The sequence below is a fragment of the Chitinophaga sp. YR627 genome (assembly GCF_900114995.1).
Taxonomy (GTDB): Bacteria; Bacteroidota; Bacteroidia; order Chitinophagales; family Chitinophagaceae; genus Chitinophaga.
On record NZ_FOUX01000002.1, the window covers coordinates 1,243,460 to 1,260,021 of the forward strand.

General features: G+C 45.6%; 9 protein-coding genes. 1 reads left to right on the forward strand and 8 read right to left on the reverse strand.

Features of this window, described 5'->3' with window-relative positions; genetic code table 11:
• Window positions 1-17: 17 nt before the first annotated feature.
• From BMZ72_RS13570 to BMZ72_RS13605, 8 genes are read right to left on the reverse strand one after another with little or no spacing between them, the layout of a single operon-like run.
• Entirely contained in the window at window positions 18-1,589 is a 1,572-nt protein-coding gene (locus BMZ72_RS13570) for a DUF5008 domain-containing protein (RefSeq protein WP_089809138.1), read from the reverse strand.
• An 18-nt stretch (window positions 1,590-1,607) separates the two neighbouring features.
• Window positions 1,608-2,288: a fasciclin domain-containing protein gene (locus BMZ72_RS13575; RefSeq protein ID WP_089809141.1), complete on the reverse strand. Its 681-nt coding sequence runs from the start codon at window positions 2,286-2,288 to the stop codon at window positions 1,608-1,610.
• Between the two features lie 31 nt (window positions 2,289-2,319).
• On the reverse strand, window positions 2,320-3,852 hold the full coding sequence (locus BMZ72_RS13580; protein ID WP_089809143.1) for a RagB/SusD family nutrient uptake outer membrane protein: 1,533 nt from the start codon (window positions 3,850-3,852) through the stop codon (window positions 2,320-2,322).
• Between the two features lie 18 nt (window positions 3,853-3,870).
• Window positions 3,871-7,005: a SusC/RagA family TonB-linked outer membrane protein gene (locus BMZ72_RS13585; protein WP_255373197.1), complete on the reverse strand. Its 3,135-nt coding sequence runs from the start codon at window positions 7,003-7,005 to the stop codon at window positions 3,871-3,873.
• Window positions 7,006-7,030: 25 nt separating this feature from the next.
• Window positions 7,031-8,071, reverse strand: a complete 1,041-nt coding sequence (locus tag BMZ72_RS13590) for a DUF5007 domain-containing protein (protein WP_089809147.1) — start codon at window positions 8,069-8,071, stop codon at window positions 7,031-7,033.
• A 13-nt stretch (window positions 8,072-8,084) separates the two neighbouring features.
• Window positions 8,085-9,665 carry a carbohydrate-binding protein gene (locus tag BMZ72_RS13595; protein ID WP_177222784.1) on the reverse strand — a complete coding sequence of 527 codons (1,581 nt, stop codon included), beginning with the start codon at window positions 9,663-9,665 and terminating at the stop codon, window positions 8,085-8,087.
• Window positions 9,666-9,682: 17 nt separating this feature from the next.
• Window positions 9,683-11,197: a RagB/SusD family nutrient uptake outer membrane protein gene (locus tag BMZ72_RS13600; RefSeq protein ID WP_089809151.1), complete on the reverse strand. Its 1,515-nt coding sequence runs from the start codon at window positions 11,195-11,197 to the stop codon at window positions 9,683-9,685.
• Window positions 11,197-14,097, reverse strand: a complete 2,901-nt coding sequence (locus BMZ72_RS13605) for a SusC/RagA family TonB-linked outer membrane protein (RefSeq protein WP_089809153.1) — start codon at window positions 14,095-14,097, stop codon at window positions 11,197-11,199. Before BMZ72_RS13605 ends, BMZ72_RS13600 begins: the two co-directional genes overlap by 1 nt.
• 843 nt (window positions 14,098-14,940) lie before the next feature.
• Here BMZ72_RS13605 and BMZ72_RS13610 point away from each other — a divergent pair.
• On the forward strand, window positions 14,941-16,452 hold the full coding sequence (locus BMZ72_RS13610; protein ID WP_089809154.1) for a hypothetical protein: 1,512 nt from the start codon (window positions 14,941-14,943) through the stop codon (window positions 16,450-16,452).
• The last annotated feature ends 110 nt before the right edge of the window (window positions 16,453-16,562 follow it).

A 16,562-nucleotide genomic window follows, 5' to 3' on the forward strand; every position in this document is an offset into this window, starting at 1 on the left:
ATATGCGGTTAATTTTATCATTTGAATAACAGGCGGACTACATTACTGATATCTTTCTCATTGAAACGGCTAAAGCCTCCCATGAGTAGTGCCTGTGTTTGTCCGGAAGTGTTGATTGTTTCAAATACCTTCGAAATGGAACCGGAGAAGTCGCCGGTGTTATTATATCCCGGGGCCAGTTTACCGGTATTATCCAATACCATAAATCCACTACGGTGTACGCCGTCATACCGGTTGAAGTTCCCATTGACGATCACCATGCCATTGCTCAGCTGCTGTGCACACCAGTAATTTTCGTTACTGGCTTTCCCCCGTACATTGAATTGCGGATCAGTCGTACCATCCGCCTTCAGCATCACCAGGCCGCTGGCAGGCGCATTATCAAACTTGATAAAACTACCTGACAGGACGAATCGTTGCGTGGCCGCATTGAAACGGATCGATAGAATAGAGTTATCAGCTCCCCCACCGCCAAAACCAGGGTCCAGACTTCCATCAACATTAATACGGGCGATATATGGTGCCGGCTGGCCGTTATAACGGGTAAAACGACCTACGATGATGATCTTACCGTCTGCCTGCTGATAAGCGTCGGAAATAGGCCCATTAGGACCGTCAAAACTCCTGTGACGAGTCAGGTCATAGTTGAAGGTGGAATCCAGTGAACCATCCGGCATGAAACGTACCAGCTGACGCACCAAAACACTGTCTGTGATCAGGGAATCTCTCTCCTTCAGATAATCAGATTTACCATATACAAACTGAAGGTAGTAGTTGAAACTGCCTATTGCGGTAATTCGGTTATTGTGGACAAACAATCTGGAGATGCGGCCATCTGTTCCTCCATTAAAGGCAGGCACTGTATCCTTGTCCGTAAAGGTGGTCACACTCATGGAATCCAGTGACCCATTACTATTGAGTACGGTGATATTGTGCACTTCCGCCTGATGGATATCGTAAGAAGCAAAGTTGCCCCCCACTACGAGTTTACCACTAGGTAAGGCTGCAATACTGTTCAGAGAACCGTCGGCTCCCCTGCCGGACTGCAGACTACGATCCATTTCTCCGTCTTTGGAAGTCAATACGATCCTGCTGATAGGCCGTACAATACCCTTACGTTCATAGTCCAGGAAGTCGCCCACCAGTAGAAGTCTGCCGTCCGCATAACGGTATACATCGTTCACCCAGTTATTCGCCCCTACCACTACTTTGTAATTAGGGTCAATCTCCAGATTACCTCTTACCCGGAACAGCGGACCAAAAAAGATCTGGTCGCCGATAGTAGCAGAAGTCACACCTGTGCTGGCGGTCACCGGTACTTTTACCTGTATACTGGCAGAATCTACTTTGATAATTTCACCAGGTTCTCCGTTGAAATTGAAAAGCAGGGCGTCCTTATGTTTCACAAGTCCCTTCCCTTTGAAGGTGATCACCGTACCCGGTGCTGCTTCTGAAGGTGCAGGTATTTCTGTACTGAGTTGTACACCCAGTGGTTCCTTTCCACCAGCGTAAGGATCTTCGAATTTCTCTTCTTTCTTACAGGCAGCGATGACAAGCATCAGCAGCACTGCTGTTATTATTCTTCTCATGTGATACTGACTTTTTTATTAACCTCCGTTTTCCTGGGCAGCGATCACATCGGAGATAAAGAGATACGCGCTGAAGCCGAAATAAAGATGATTGTCATTGATCGTATGCACCACCCCATTGTAGGTTGTGATATTACAGGAAGCGATACGTTCAATGATCCAGTTATCCTTTGGCTTCGCCGGATCGGGTATCCAGGCAAGGGTTAACTGGCGGTAGCCAACATACTTTACCCCGTTATCATCATTGTAGATAACACCGATATTCATGGGCGTACCGAACCAGGACAGGTATCCCTGGCCAGGATAGGTGTTCAGGAGGTTGTAATCTATCTGCGGATAATCTTTCAGTTCATTGGTGCCGTGGAACATGTACATCTGCAGATACTTCTGCCAGATGCGCTGTGGTACATCAGCGAGTGTTTTTATTGTATCGTATCCCTGATAATAGAGGCTGTAATTCAGCTCCCGTACCAGCCGGAGTATACTCCTATCTGTCGGGGCGAAGAATGTCAGGGTATCGCTTTTGAATACCTCTTCCATTCCTGCCAGTCTCACTACTGTGGCCAGCGAATCAAAGTAGAGAGGAACTGCATCCAGGTAATCCATGGTAGTTCCTTTAAAAGCAGGATCATGTTTGCCTGAATCCTGAAAGTATTCATCTTTTTTACAGGCTGTGAATACCATAAAAAAGGCTGTCATTAAACAGAGTATTGTCCGCATAAAACAGTTTTTATCTTAACCAATAGTTGTTCAGTTGCATATAAGGGTTGTTATCCAGGGCGCTGGTATTGATAGGCCAGGTCCATCCGCCATTGTCAAACTGTGCCTGTGTAAGCGGATAGTAGCACCATTGCTGATTGGTGACACGTCCGGTGCGCACCAGGTCGAAATAGTAATGGCCTTCCATCATCAGCTCTTTGGCTCTTTCCGTGAAGATGGCGTCTTTGAGGGCTTGTCCGCCTCCACCCTGATATACAGGTGTTTTAGCGCGCAGCCTGATCATATTCATCATCCTGATGGCTTCAGCCGTCTGCGTTTCGCCTAGCTCTGCCAGTGCTTCAGCTCTGAGCAGAATAGCGCCTGCGTACCGCAACACGATAAGGTTGTTATCCACATTCACGTCTGAGTTACCCTGTTCATAAAGGCTGTTATACTTGAGGAACATGAACGTGCCGTCGTTGGAATACATCTGTGAATCAAACCACATTTCTATTCTTGCATCAGGCACCCCTGAAGGATAGAGGCGCCTCAGGTATTCTGCACGGAAGTAGGTAAAACTATACTGGTGATTGTAAGCAGGGCGTTTATAGGGGTAATGCACCACAAACTCAGAAAGATCATTCCATTTTTCTGCCAGTCCTTCGCCATAGTTAGAGCTGATCACGATATCAAACAAACTTTCCCTTGAACGACCTTTGAAGATGGTAAAAGACTCTTCAATCGGCAGCAGCGTATAAGCGTTGCTCTTGATCATCTCATCCCCCAGATCGGCGGTTGCCTTGTAGTGCTGCTGTGCATTGGCTTTGTCAAAACCGGCGTTCCACATATGTAACTCCATGAGTAAACCAATAGCGGCGCCTTTACTTGCCCTGGCACCCTGGTAGGCGGGTTCTGTAAAGGACCATGGCATATCACCCAGTACTGCGGTCAGGTCATTGATACAGTTATTCACCACATTGACCATTTTCTCTCTTGGCAATGGTGCTTCGTGATAAGCGTCTGTGTAGTATACCACATCCCCCCACATTCTCACCATGATGAAATAGCTCAGACAACGCATAAAGGTTGCTTCGGCTTTATAAGCCCTTTTACGGGCTTCTGTCAGATCGGGTATCTGACGTCTGTCCACCTCGTAAATAAGGATATTACAGGCCTGTATGACGCGATAATAGGGTTTCCAGTCCGCCATGTTATACAGGTCGAAAATGTCCCAGAATTCCTTTCCTGCAGGTCTGTAAATAACCGAGAGCAGGTCATTCTTAGCGATATATTCCACAAAGGTCCTGTCAGCCCCGTCACCCTTTGGCGACATGGCCAGCATACCGCCCCTGGCTTCCCCTGCCATCGCAAACAGCGGACAGGAACCTGTTACATCCCTGAAAAGACCGTAGATGTCCCAGGCATTATCTTCCACATCTTTCGCTGTTTTGAAGAAGGTATTTCCTGACAGCCGGTCCAGCGGCTCCACATTCAGGAACTTTTTGCACCCGTACTGACTGATCAGCAGTAAACAGGTCGTGATATAAATAAACCTCCGGATCATAGCAATACATTTAAAACTTTAGAATTCTACATTCAATCCCACGTTATAGCTGCGGGCAATCGGATAACCTCCTGACTGGTCACGTCCCATGGCCGATACGTTTTCCGGGTTAGGACCACTGTATGGTGAGAAGGTGATCAGGTTATTGCCTGACAGGTACATGCGGACAGAGTTGATACCATAACGGTTGGTAAATTTCCTGTTCACCAGGTATGCCAGTGTCATGGTATTCACCTTGAAATATGAGCCATCTTCCTGTATCAGGGTCTGATCATAGCGGTAAGGCCTGATATCGTTATAACGCTTGTAGTCAAAAGGATTTGGATAATGCGAAGTCGATCCCGGCCCTTTCCAGTAATCCACATCACTGAAATCAACCATCGCCTTTGGATTATAAGGATCGCCCAGGAACTGCATTCTTTCCGCAAATGCATTGTTCAGAATGTCCCTGATGAGGGTAAAGGAAGTACTGATATTCAGTGAGAAGTTCTTCCAGTTCACGTAAGACTGGATACCACCGGTGATCAGCGGTTGTGAGTTACCGGCAGCTACATAGTCATTTGCATCGAGGATGTAGTTACCATCCACATCTTTCCAGATAGGATCACCTGCCTTGAAGTAAGTCCCATTGGAAGTACGGTAACGCTGACCGGTAGCAGGATCGACAGGTACGTCTGCATCTGAGGCATACACCCCTTCCGTTTTCAACAGGTAGTTGGTTAAACTGTTTCTGCCCACACGGAAGAGTGTATGCTGACTGGTGGAGTTGTCATACTGAACGAGTTGTCTTGCGCCATTCGGAAGACTGGTCAGTACGTCTTTATTCAACGCCGCATTCAGGGAGAGTGTCCACTGAACTTCACTGGTACGGGGCAGCGGACGGAAAGTCAGGGTCAGCTCATACCCGTAGTTGATCAGTGAAGTTTCATTCGTGGTGATCTCGTTGAAACCTGTGATGTTGGACAGCGATTTGGTACGGAGGAGGTTCTTTACGGTCTTGTAATAAGCGTCAAAGATCACCTCTATCCTGCTGTCGAAGAAACCGGCCTCAAAACCGCCGTTATACTGTGTCGTAGCTGTAGGTTGCAGGTAAGTATTAGGCAATTGATTAAAGTTGATCCCAAGGCGCGGGTTCGCATTATAAGTACCTCTCGGATCGTAGGTACCATAGATGGAAAATATATCGCCGGAGGGAACGATGTTCTGTCCCCAGCTACCACGAAGGGAACCGTAGGTCAGCCAGGTCTTCTCACTCATGGCTGCCTCTTTATTAAAGTTCCACCTGATACCGATCGCAGGGTTTTTGGAGTAAGGATCTTCAAAACCGGAGCTGGACGTACCATCCATCCTGTAGCTGAAATCCACTACATACTTCTGTTTATAGTTGTAGGAAAATGTTCCTGCAAAGGAGGCCACATGCTGTTTGCTGTAGTTATCCAGGAGGCCCCCTCCACGGGAAGCATATCCATCATAACCGAGCGGTCCTTCGTATTGGTTATTCGGCGTTTTCTCCTGCCGGATCACCTGCGCCTGGAAGCCACGGTTATAGAATTCGTTAAATGCGGAGATAAAGAAGTTATGGTTTGTATTAACAACACGGTTATAAGAAATCGTGTTACGGTTGTACAGCGTAAACTTACGGTCGTTGTAAGCATAGATCTGGGAGAAGTCGTTATTGGCTTCCGCCGGCGTGAACCTGTCTTCCGTATTGGAAGCATATTCATAGCTCACACTCGATCCGAGGTTCAGCCCTGGTACCAGCTGATAGCTGACATCCAGACTACTGCGCACGTTCCCTGTTTTATTATCGTTACGCGTGTTTAAGGCAGATAATACGCCAGCGGTACTCTGGTAGAAGGACGGACCAGGTAAGAGGGAAGACGCCGAGGCATTGGAAGAAACACCACTCTGCGTTAAACCATTACCATTTCCTTTGTTTCTTCTGCCCACCTGTGTGGATAAAGTAGTGAATACGCGGAGTTTGGTATTCGGCTGGTACAGCATATTCGTGTTGATGGAATACCTGTCAAAGCCTGTATTACGGATCACACCATTCTCGTGATAGTATCCCAGATCGACTTTGTAGTTGAATTTAGGATCACCACCACTGATATTTACGTTATGCGTCTGGTTGGCCGTAGTGGCGTAGAATACATCCTGCCAGTTGGTAGAATTGTTATAGTAGGGATTCAGACTATCCGCCAGGAAAGGCTTGGTAGAAATCTGATAGATGTCTTCCATATTACTACCGCCATAGATCATACCCAGACGGATCCTTCTTTCTTCCTTACCCCCGATCGTCGGACGTAATTTCGGTGGATTATTCACAAAGAAGTTACCAGTATACCGTACCAGTGGGATCGGAGAACTACCACGACGGGTGGTGATCAGGATCACCCCATAAGCACCCCTGGAACCGTATAAGGCGGTTGCCTGAGAGTCTTTCAGGATCTCCATGCTTTCGATATCTTCCGGAGGAATGAGGGACAGCGGACTTACACCAGGACCAGCAGACTGGTATCCATATTCGAAGTTGGCATCCGCCTCAACCGGTACCCCATCGATCACATATAAGGGAGATGTTGGCGACAGGAATGCGTCGTTACCATTACCGGATACACTGATATTGGAGAGACCTCTGATCTGTATCAGACCACGACCACCCGGTGTACCGGTATTATTCTGGATATTCAGACCTGCTACGCGGCCCTGTAATAACTGTTCTACGTTGGATACGGGAACGTCCTGTAATTCCTTACCACTTACGATCACCGCAGAGCCGGTCGTCACCTCTCTGGTCTTTTTCTGGTAACCGATAACGATTGCCTCATTCAGTTTATTCTCTGTCACCATTAGACGGATCACCAGATCCCGTTTATCTTTCATTTTGATCTTATAATCGGAGAAGCCGATATAACGGAATACCAGCTGTGCATCCGCTGGTACGGCTACTGAGAATGACCCGTTTGCATTGGTCACACCCACCGCCTTCGGAGGCGTACCCGCCATGATACTTACACCCACCAGCGGTTCATTTGTCTGGGCGTCCCTTACTACCCCTTTGACCTGCACTTTCTCCTGCGCCCTTAATAAGATCGGCAGCAGCAGCAGGAGTAGCAGTCCTGAAAATTTATACATACGCTTACATTGCATAGCGATAGATTTTTGTGTTGATAACTCATTCATCCCTGAACCGGGGATTGTTCCTGAAATAGAAAATGATTTCCCAGTCGCCTTTCTGATAAATGTTGAAGTTGAGGTCCAGTACCCCTGTCTGGCGGATATTACCAAATGCAACACGGGTAAAACTGAATTTCACATAAGCCTGTGAACCATCCCCATTGGTATACCTGGTTCTGAACCGCATCGCTGGTATGGGATACGCGACCTGATAAGTGGCTTCTGTTGCCGTGATCTTTTTATCAAAACCATGCATCAGAGAATCCCAGGGAGTCAGGTTGAATTTTGCGGGATCGATAGGCAATGAGTCCTTGTCCATAAACTTGAATGACAGGGAATTACCGTTACCTTTTTTATGAAAGAAGACCCTAACACTGTCCCCTTTCAGGTCAAGGTTGGTATCATCATCCACCATGTTATACACACCCGGGTGATTGTAAATGAGTTCAAATACGGAAGAGTCATTCGGATTGGGGTAATTAGCCCGGTGTATACCGGTCACTGCATCATACTCATATGGAGCATATGGCTGTTCCCGCATCGGCATGAGCGAAAGGTCTTTATAGGTGTTGGTACCACCTGAATTGGTTGCTTCCACATCAAACAGGTAGCCTGAGTCAGGCTGATGACGCATATTTGACTGGATAGCTTCTGCCCACAGTACGAAGTCGCCGGAGGTAGGTCTGATCTCAAATATCGAATGGCGCTCCACAGCGCGTTTATTTTCTATTTCCGCCAGTGACTTTTCCTCACCGGTATAAGCGGATTTCCAGACCAGCACATCTGTCTGTTGCTCGAAATCACTGGCAGGTTTGCCATCTCTCTTATACCGCACATTGAGGATACGGAAACTGATCGGCGTAGTTGAATTATCTGTATTGAAGATCTGGGAGTACAGGGTAGTCCTGCCCAGTATGGGAGCAAATACCTTCTGATTATACACTGCCCGTTTGCTGAGGAAGTCGAGATCGTCTGCCGCCCATTTCCGGCAGGCGAAAAGCAACAGGAGTAAGGATAAGAATAATAAGCTTTTTCGCATGGGTCTTGATGTTTTAGTTTAAAGGCCGGAAAGTGACAGACTTCACGTCAAAGCCGTCATGGTCAACAAAAAAGCGCATTACATGTACACCCTTTGTGAGGTATACGCTGGTAGCGATGGTCTGCCGCTTATGGTATCCACCAGTATTAGGGACTTTTAATTGTCCCGTCACATCTGTGCCGTCAAACTCCAGGTGGAATATGCCGTTCGTACCTTCAGAACCGACGAGTATAAATGTGTTGTAGGTACCTGTTTCTTTTACATTGACCGTATAGTTCATCCATTCACCGGTAGAGTTCCATCCTACCTGGTAACCACCACCTTCATTTTTGGCAAAGTCAATATCTATCCCTTCCGATTGTCTGTACTTATTGCCTTCATTCTTTGTATTGGTATCGTGGTAGCCAACACCTTCCCCACCCGGGTCATAGTCTTCCAGGGCAATGACACCTGGTATAGGCATCGGGGCATTCTTAATTACAAATTTGAGGAAGCGCAGATCGAAGTTGGCAAAGTCAAAATAGACCTTCATAAGGTGCCGGCCAGCTGTCAGCTGAACAGTAGTAGTAATATCCCGGAAGTTATCATAGCCACCTGAACCAGGCATCACAACGGCGCTACCCACCACCGGACGGCCATCCATTTCCAGGTGTACGCGACCATCATCTCCGCCGCTACCATAGCGTAAGGTCATGTCATATTCACCTGTTTGCGTTACTTCTACGGTGTAATCCATCCATTCACCGGTTTCGGTCCATCCCACCTTAAGGCCGCCCTCACCGGCGGTTGTAATATCCACCTGATCAGCAGGACGATACTGGCCACCCTGGTTGTTCAGGGAGAAATCCAGGTAGGCGACCTTATTACCGCCACGGTTATACTGTTCTAATCCGACTACACCAGGTATATAGAAAGGGTAATCATTCCAGGGAGAAGAAACCGTCGGATTCATTCTTGGGATGAATTCGTCGAATCCAAACATGTGATCCTTTTCAAGCACGTTGACGTAACCATTCTTCGTAACGATATCCAGGGCGACGGTCGTCGCATTGCTCCAGCGATTGGTATAGATCACACCTTTGGTATCGCTGTAGGTGATAACACCTGGTCCGCCGCTCACATGGCCTTCTGCATCTGTGCGTTTGAACTTACCATGCATTGGATAGTTGTAACGGATCGTTGTCAATCCGAGACCATCCTGTAAAGTCATCACGTGTGAGGAAAAAGTATCTCTTACAAAATATCGGCATATCAGGGTATCGAGCTGTTCATAAGGTATTGTATTGATATACATATGTGCTCTTCCCTGTATGGTACGCAGGGTATTCATATTTTCGATAGCCTGTTTGAAACTGGCGTCAGTGGGTGCGAACACGGTGTATAAACCGTTCTTCAGCGTATCTGTCAGGTGTACCCTTTCTACTGCCAGCAGGAAGGAGTCGTACTGATGTTCGTTTTTCAGGAAATCGTAGGTGGTACCATCAAACTCCTGTAACTGATTATCATAACCATAATACCCACTGTCCTTTTTGCATCCGCCATAAAGCAGCACGATACAGATACACAGCGCAAGCAGGTACTGGATGTTCAGCATGTGTTTCATTTTTTTAATCATTGCCAATAAGGATTCTGGGTGATCAATGGGTTCTGTTTTATAACATCTTCTGCCACGGGCCAATAGATACCGCCTTTGGCAATCAGCTCCATAAAGGCAGGATCGTTCTGTTTGATCTTGTTATAGCGGATCAGGTCAAACCAGCGCCAGCCCTCTCCCATCAGTTCTTTACGCCGTTCCCTGAAAACAGCATCGATCAGATCGCCTTCTCTGGCGGCATCATATCTTTTGATCTTACGCAGGTCCCTGATGGTATTCAGCAGATCAATTGCTCTCTGCTGTTCACCAATTACGGCCAGTGCTTCTGCCTGTAACAGGGCAATGTTTTCCAGGCGGGTAATGATGATAGTGCTGGAATAGATCCTGAAGGACGGGTCTGAAGTATTACCATCCTGGATCACTTTTATTTTATTGAAAATGGGAATCTGGCTGTTGAAATTGGCGAAGTACCGCTGGGATGTAGGTACACCCGTCAGCGTATCCAGACTGAAACGCTCATCCGATGGCCGGTCAAAGACAGACAGGATCGTATCTTTGGGAACATAGATATCCGGCAGGGCTTTATTCACAACCGGCGCCGCCAGGGTCAGTTCTTCCAGGTGACCGGAGAAGGTAGCATCTACATGGCCCCAATCAAAGTTGAAAGCCAGTATGTGGTTATCCTTTTTCCATTTGAAAAAACCGTTGCTGTTGACCAGTTCATCTGTATTGATATAGTAACTGCCGCCTTTTGAGTAATTATCAAGTACGAACTGTGCGTATACAGATGCATCTACATACTTACCCTGCCAGGCGGCTACATGGGCCAGGATAGCGTAAGCAGTATGTTTACGGGCCAGTACACCTGACCAGCGGGTATCTGTTTCATTATAGTAACTACCGGATTGCTGAGGATCATTGGCACTGTATTTATAAGGCAGATCAGCAGCTGACTGTACGAGTTCCTTTTCCACAAACGCCAGTACATTTTCTTTGCTTTCTCTTGCTTTATTGGCAAACTCACCATCGTGGGAAGCTGTGATCAGGGGTACATCGCCCCATACAGATACCAGGAAGAAATAAACATATGCACGTATACAGCGCATCTGCGCAATGTCGACCCGCATATTCTCGTCTGAATATTTGGGATCGCGGGCTTTTACTTCACCTACATGTTCGAGGAACATATTCGCAGCATTGATCACCGCATAGAAGCGACGCCAGTTAGACAGCTGTTCTAGTAAGGGATAAGCAGCACGCAGGTCATTACGGATCAGCGCCTTCATATCCTGCCGCTGGATGGCGACAAAATCTCCTTTACGGAATTCACCATACATCCACCAGGCATTATTGTCTGCCATAGCGGCACGTAAGAGTCCATACACGCCAATAAGCGCTGTACGGGTATCCTGATGCGAGTTCCAGAAGTTTTCTTCTGATACTGCGTGAGAAGAGTTAATATCGAGCAATTTGTTACACCCTGTCAGCACAGTTGTGCAACAACAAATTGTTATAAGCAGTAAGCGTTTCATCAGAGATCCATTTTAAGTCCTATGGTATAAGTCCTGGAAAGCGGTAATGAATAACCGGTATCAAAGCCATTGAAGTCTACCAGTTCCGGATCACCACCGGTATAGGGGGTGATGGTGAACAGGTTGGTGGCGGTAGCGTAGATAGCCAGTCCATTGATCTTTCCTTTTTTATTCCACCATTTAGCGGAGGTCAGGTCATATTGTAGCGAAAGGTTGCGCAGTTTCAGGAATGAACCATTTTCCAGGAACAGGTCCTGGTCAATACGATAGGCATCCACGGTACTCCAGGGATTATACAGGGGATACTTATCGTAGTTGCCTACTTTGCTCCAGAAGGTGATTTCCTTTACCGCACTCATATCGATCTTACCTTCTTTGTTGATGAAGTCGAAACGGTCAGCCACTTCGGCATTCATGACCTTACGCCCCAGTGTGTAATAGAAAGAGAATCCCATAGTAAAGCCACGCCAGTAAAAGTCACTGTTAAAGCCACCGGAAATCACTGGTAACACATGACCTTTTAGTACTTTGTCTTTATCATCAATAATAAAATCACCATTCTTATCTTTCCAGCGGGGATCACCAGCCTGTAAAGCAATACCTTTATAATTCAGTCTTTTTCCTTCCGCGCTGACAGGAATTTCACCATCGCGGTTATAGATGCCATTGTTTTCCAGTACCCAGTACTGATCGATCGCATGTCCTACACGCAATAGTTTACTGCCATTGGCTACGACCAGTTCATCTCTGCCATCAGGCAAAGCGAGTAAGGTATTTTTATTGTAGTTGAGCGTAATACCTGGTATCCATTGCAAAGCGCTTGTTGCAGGTAGTACGCTGGCTTTTAGACCAAGATCAACACCTCTGTTGCGGACGTCCATACCATTCTTGTAGCGGAAGTTGTAGCCATATTCAGCAGCGAATGGTACACCAAGCAGCATATTGTGGTCTTCCTTGTTGTAGAGGTCCAAGGAGACTTGCAGCTTATTATTGAGGAATGCTCCGGTCAGGTTTACATTCAGCTGATCTGCATAAGGCCAGGTAATGCCATAACCAATATATCCGGAGGAATAAGCCCTGCTGATACCCGGGAAACCGTTGTAAGAGAAACGAACCGGGTTATTGCTGAAGGACATATCTGATGTGTACTGTGAACCTTCACCAAAGCGGTCATCCGGCATCAGTCTGCCGATCCTTCCCCAGCTGGCCTGCAATTTCAGGACGTTAATGCTATTCTGTTCTTTCAGCCAGATATTTTTGATATTCACACCAGCAGTGAATGTAGGTGTATATAACCACCAGTTGTCAGGCTGGGCACTGGAAGAACCATCTGCGCGGAATAATACGGATAGATCCAGCTGATCATTGTAGGAGTAAGCAGCACGGCCATAGAAGGATAACAAACGTGCGCGTTGTTTATCCAGGAAAGAGAATATCAGTGCGTGATTGAAGGACTTTGGAGAAAGGTATTCATTCTTGAGAATGTCGGAATGCAGCAGGTTAATACGGATCAGGTCATTCGGGCCTTTGTATGCGTATGCATAGTTATACCGGTGATAATCTGCCTGAAACCCTTCACCAGCTTCTACGCTGATACGGTGTTTCTCATTGAAGGTATGATTGTACTGGATATTATTGTTGAAGAATACCCGCTGATTATAGCCGAAATAGTTGGACAGGTAGTTCACCTTTTCCAGTAGTGTGCTGGGATAGAAGAGATCGCGGAGCCCTTCGTTATAGTCAAATCCGAACATGGAATTTACCTGCCAGCTATCCCCCAGTTTGACGTTCACCTTAAAGCAGCCATTTACTTCATTGGTTTTGTTATCATCGAATGATTTCTGGAACTCATTCAGGTATTGACCATAGTAGTTCTTATTGGGCGGCAGCGGACTGCTAAGATCGGGCAGGTACTGCATTTCCGCGAAGCGGTCGCGCAACCAGGAACTACGGGTCCTTTCCAGCCGGGAGGCGCTGATCATGGACGATATTGTCAGTCCTTTCAGTGGCACCATGTTTATTTCAAACATCGCGTTGTAGCGATCCATTTTGCTGTTATCAGCTGTGTTGGCGGAGCGTTGATTACCTGCTGCAAACATGAAGTTAGCGCGGTCAGTTCCGCTGGAAAGACTGGCATTCACACCATATACCGGTGTGTTTTTGAAATAGAGATCTGTCCAGTTGGAAGGGCCATAATAGGCATCATTAGTGGAATCGCGCAGGTAAAGCGGATATGTCTGCAATTGTTCAGTGGTTGCATACTTATCATAGAAACGCTGCCGGAAATCATTTTCAAATTTAGCGTTGGTGGTGTAGATATGCGGACGTTGCACCATACCGAAATAGGTGTTGAAACTTATTCTCCGGCGACCAACTACCGGCGCCTTTGTAGTAAGTAAAATAACGCCGCCATTCACTGCACGCGGGCCATACATGGCTGCACGACCAAAATCTTTCACCACTTCGATCTTTTCGATGTTATTCAGATCTATGGATGAAAGCAGATTGGTGTTAGGCCCCAGGTGATTATAGCCAAACAGCTGGATATCAAAAGTAAAGGGATGATCCATGATCAATGGAATACCATCGAGTATAACTGTAGGTTGCGACTCATAAATATCCTTACCGCTGATGAAGGGAATAGCAGCACCTCTTAGTGCTATACTGCTGTAAGCGCCCTGTTCTCCAGTTGGTTCCTGTATGTATACACCGGCTGCATTGCCTTTCAGCAACTGATGTAGTGAGGAATATGGATAAGCATTTTCACGCTCCACTGAAATAGAATCGGCCTTTGTTACACGGACCTGTGGTCTATGTAATTTCGCTGTATCCTGCCCTGACAAAAGGGTTGGGCAATACAGTGCCAGGCACGAAATGAAGATCCGTACGAGTACACGCATAAGGTAAATAATTTAAGACAGGCAGAGTTGATCACATCAGCGTATTGCGCTGAGTAATCGATTACATCATGTATTATGAACTGGAATTACCGGAAGCGCACAACCAAAGTCATTGAGCCTTCCATAGCATTTGCTAAAAGAGGTGTTTATACTAGAGATCAGGGTGAACAATACGCTCCGGACCCGTGGAAACTATAACGTGAAATAGATGATGATGCAGTTTTTCTGCATTGGGATAGTATCTCCTAACTGTTGTATAAAACGTTTTAGCTAGTGCTTTTCATCAAAATAAATTGTGTTTAGGTTTTAGAAAAAATGATTTTGGCTGTTGATGCTTTGCGAAGTTGCTGGTTACTTATACTCCTGTTAATTCAAAATTTTAGATCCTGCTACAATTTTTCTACGGTGATTATTAGGTTGAATATATGCGATTAACTAAACTTCTTCAATTTCATCAGGGCTCGCTAACGGGAATTTATAACATACCGGACAATGCTAATTGCATTTGTGCCTTCATTACGATTCAAATATAATGAGCCGTCTGATAACTTTTTAACCTTTTTTTATAAAGAATAGACATTCCCAATTTAAGTAGTACCATCTTTTCAAACATTTCGATAAACTCACTAATCATTTAAAATCAACTAGTTAACATTCTATAGACCAGATAAATAAAATATAATCTGCATACATTTCAGATAATCCAAAAGCATAAACATGCCATCTGAGGGTTCACTACTTACTATTCGTTATTTAACTTATTTTGTTCCATATCAACCAAGATCTGTTATTGAAAAAAATGGAAAGTTTGGGGGCCTTATAAATTAAAAAACCATTAGGATTATGGCTAAAGCTGACATGCTTAGCAGACTTATAAATACACTTACCAAGGCTGAAAAAAGGTATTTCCGTATGTATACTGCGCTCCAGCAAGGCAATAAGGATTATGTAAATCTGTTTGACCTGATGGAACACCAATCATTTAAAAGTACGGCGGAAGTAAAACTCGCTTTTCAACAACAGTATGCAGGATGTAGTTATGATGTATGTAGTAAGTATCTCTATAAAGTCTTGCTGGATTGCCTGCTGCATCTGCGATTGCAGAAGCAGTCTACCGCTATGCTGACTGCGGGCATATTAAAATGTGATATTCTGTTTGAGCGTTCTTTGCATGAAGATGCATTGAAACAATTACAAAAAATACAGACAACCGCTGCTTCCAATGAAAAACAGTTGTTAGTGTTATGGGCACAGCAACAGGAGATCCAGCTGCTGCAACAGCTGAATTTCTCAGGTATTACAGCCGAAGAACTTTCCCATAAGCAGGCAGATATTCAGCATACTTTAGATGACATACAACAGATACGGAAACAGACATCACTATACGAAACATTGCGACATACACTGCTATACAGAGGCAGTGCACGTACTATTCGCCAACAGGAATCAGTAGATGTATTACATGCGGGGATGCCAGCTCCTCTACCTGATTCTACTACCAGTCTGAAAACACACCTGCTCTTCCAGGCTCATTATCATGTTGCCACCAGCGATCATCCTGCCGCATTGCAGGTATTCCATCAGCTGAATCAGTTACTGGAAACCAACCCGGCACTTTTTGAAGATACACCTGCGGATCATCTGCTTATTATTGAAGGTATACTGGATAGTCTGCGGGCTGGTAAACATTATGAAGAACTCTTCTCTTTTATAGATAAGATAAAACGTCTTAAAAGCGATGGCGTCTATTTTGAGATCATGCAACAAAGATTGCTCTTTATCTATGAATCAGGTGCCTATATTGACAGTGGAGACTTTAGCTTTGCTTTAAAACTGCTGCAACAATATGCACCTACGATCAAAAAGAATATCCCTTTAATGGATATCAGCAAGCAGGCGGAAATATATCTATATATGGCACTGATCTATCTGGGTAATGAGGATATCAACAACGCGCACAACAGTCTTGAACAGGTACTGCAAAGTAATCTGTACAGTACACTGCCTATTTATCGTACCTGCCGGCTGGTACATCTGCTGATACAATATGAGCTGGGTAACTTTGAATATATACGTTATGAGACCAGGGCCTTCCGCAGGCATTTACAGCCAGATGCCAGGCGCTCTTATATGCTGGAGCGTACTGTCATCAAATTCCTTGGAAGCGGGGAAATACCAGCGGTTACTTCGTTTCGTACGGCCTTATGGAAGAAGATCAATGCCAGCTTTGATAAAATAAGAGCAGACAAATATGAGCGGCAGCAGTTGAAGTTATTCGACTTCAGTGCATGGATAGAAGCAAAGCTGAAGAGAAAGTCGTTAGGAACGGTGTTGCAGGAGAAAATGAAGAACTGATGCTTTCCAGATAGGTATAAAATGAGAAGCGCTTCATTGCTGAAGCGCTTCTTTTCCCTCTATATATACACATTGACAGCTAACCTAAATTGTATCGTATCAATCCTGCT

Excerpts from the sequence above, each read along its gene's own strand:
- BMZ72_RS13575 (WP_089809141.1), bottom strand. The coding sequence starts at position 2,288 with ATGACAGCCTTTTTTATGGTATTCACAGCCTGTAAAAAAGATGAATAC.
- BMZ72_RS13595 (WP_177222784.1), bottom strand. The coding sequence starts at position 9,665 with ATGCTGAACATCCAGTACCTGCTTGCGCTGTGTATCTGTATCGTGCTG.
- BMZ72_RS13590 (WP_089809147.1), bottom strand. The coding sequence starts at position 8,071 with ATGCGAAAAAGCTTATTATTCTTATCCTTACTCCTGTTGCTTTTCGCC.
- BMZ72_RS13605 (WP_089809153.1), bottom strand. The coding sequence starts at position 14,097 with ATGCGTGTACTCGTACGGATCTTCATTTCGTGCCTGGCACTGTATTGC.
- BMZ72_RS13580 (WP_089809143.1), bottom strand. The coding sequence starts at position 3,852 with ATGATCCGGAGGTTTATTTATATCACGACCTGTTTACTGCTGATCAGT.
- BMZ72_RS13585 (WP_255373197.1), bottom strand. The coding sequence starts at position 7,005 with ATGCAATGTAAGCGTATGTATAAATTTTCAGGACTGCTACTCCTGCTG.
- BMZ72_RS13570 (WP_089809138.1), bottom strand. The coding sequence starts at position 1,589 with ATGAGAAGAATAATAACAGCAGTGCTGCTGATGCTTGTCATCGCTGCC.
- BMZ72_RS13610 (WP_089809154.1), top strand. The coding sequence starts at position 14,941 with ATGGCTAAAGCTGACATGCTTAGCAGACTTATAAATACACTTACCAAG.
- BMZ72_RS13600 (WP_089809151.1), bottom strand. The coding sequence starts at position 11,197 with ATGAAACGCTTACTGCTTATAACAATTTGTTGTTGCACAACTGTGCTG.